Origin of the sequence: Pseudovibrio sp. WM33 (assembly GCF_001623165.1) — a bacterium.
Taxonomy (GTDB): domain Bacteria; phylum Pseudomonadota; class Alphaproteobacteria; order Rhizobiales; family Stappiaceae; genus Pseudovibrio.
This window is the reverse complement of sequence record NZ_LMCK01000121.1, coordinates 1-1,430: the sequence shown is the minus strand read 5'-3', so window position 1 is coordinate 1,430 and position 1,430 is coordinate 1. Positions and strand designations below refer to the sequence as shown.

At 52.3% G+C, this 1,430-nt stretch carries 2 protein-coding genes; both read left to right on the top strand.

What is annotated here, in order from left to right:
• Nucleotides 1–818: Gfo/Idh/MocA family protein (locus PsWM33_RS21045; RefSeq protein WP_244276731.1), on the top strand; the 818-nt coding region annotated here is incomplete at its 5' end.
• Nucleotides 819–1,231: 413 nt separating this feature from the next.
• Nucleotides 1,232–1,426: a hypothetical protein gene (locus PsWM33_RS28155; protein ID WP_208992003.1), complete on the top strand. Its 195-nt coding sequence runs from the start codon at nucleotides 1,232–1,234 to the stop codon at nucleotides 1,424–1,426.
• Nucleotides 1,427–1,430: the final 4 nt, after the last annotated feature.

Below are 1,430 nucleotides of genomic sequence, written 5' to 3'. Positions count from 1 at the left end.
TTCGTATTGGCTCCGCACCAGATACATTCCTTGGCGGATCTCATCAGCAATGTCGTAGCCTGATCGATAGTGGAGCGATTGGTAAGGTTGGGAGCGGGACGTGTCACGTCATGAGCCGTGGCATGGAGCATTGGCATCCAAATCCCGCGTTCTTCTTCAAGGATGGAGGTGGGCCAATTCTTGATCTGGGTCCGTACTACCTCACGAACCTCGTTCAATTGCTTGGGCCTGTAAAAGCCGTTTCTGCTTTGATGTCCATTCCATCCCCGAAGCGAACCATCACGTCTGCACAACGTTACGGAGAGACACTATCCGTTGAAACTGAGACCACTGTTCATGCCCTGCTCGAGTTCCATAGCGGTGCTGTAATTACATTTGGTGCGAGCTGGGATGTAAAGGATCATAGTCATAACCACATGGAGCTATATGGCGAAACTGGCACGCTGTATGGGCCTGATCCAAACTTCTTTGGTGGTGAGGTCCGCGTTACAGATGAAAATGGTACATCGGTAGGTCTTCCAGCCTGGCAGCATCCACTTGGAGAGCCCAATCAGCAACACGATAGCATGGGTACTATGGCAAATTACCGAGCTGCAGGCCTCTCCGATATGGCGATGGGAATTCTTGAAGACCGCCCACATCGCTGCAATCAGGCGCTGGCACTCCATGTCGCCGACATCATGTTCTCAATTCTAACCTCTGGCCGCGAACGACGGTTTGTAGAGTTGGCAACCTCCTGCAACCGTCCCGATGCATTTTTGAAAGAAGATGCGGAGCAGATGTTGCTGAGTTCATCACAAGATTTGGTTGCTGAGTAACCTCAGGAAGCTTACGGCCCCAAAATCACTTATCCCCGACGTGTATTGCAGAGCATTTCATCGACCTCATCTGAGATAGGGGGGATAGATTAATTCTATCCCCTTTTCGTGGTCTCAGTGCAGTGCCGATGCTTGCTGGAGTTATCCTACAGAACACGGTCTATCGTTGACGTGTGACCAGAGTAACTTTCGCGAGCTGTATAGACATAGCAACGCAGTCCCAACGCCAATAACGCAAACGAACGCACATAGGAGCGCAATGCAGGTGGTCAACGTCGTTTCATGCGCGCAGACATCCGCCGTCTGTCAGTTGCGTTAGTCGCACAGGAATTTGGCTTCACCATCAAAAAGATTTCGGATCAACTCGGGACACTTCCTCCGGCCGTGCACCAAACAAAGGTGAGTGGCTGCGCTTGAGTCAGCAGTTCAAAGTTCATCTGAACGAGTGCATTGCACGCATGGAGAACCTGAGAGCATGTATGGGGTGCGGCTGCCTGTCTCTGGACAAATGCGAGCTCTACAACGCCGACGACGCCGCCTCCAGCCACGGCCGCGGCCCCCGCTTCATCTATGGCGCTGAGCAGCCCCATTTGAGTGGTCCAGATTGAAAGT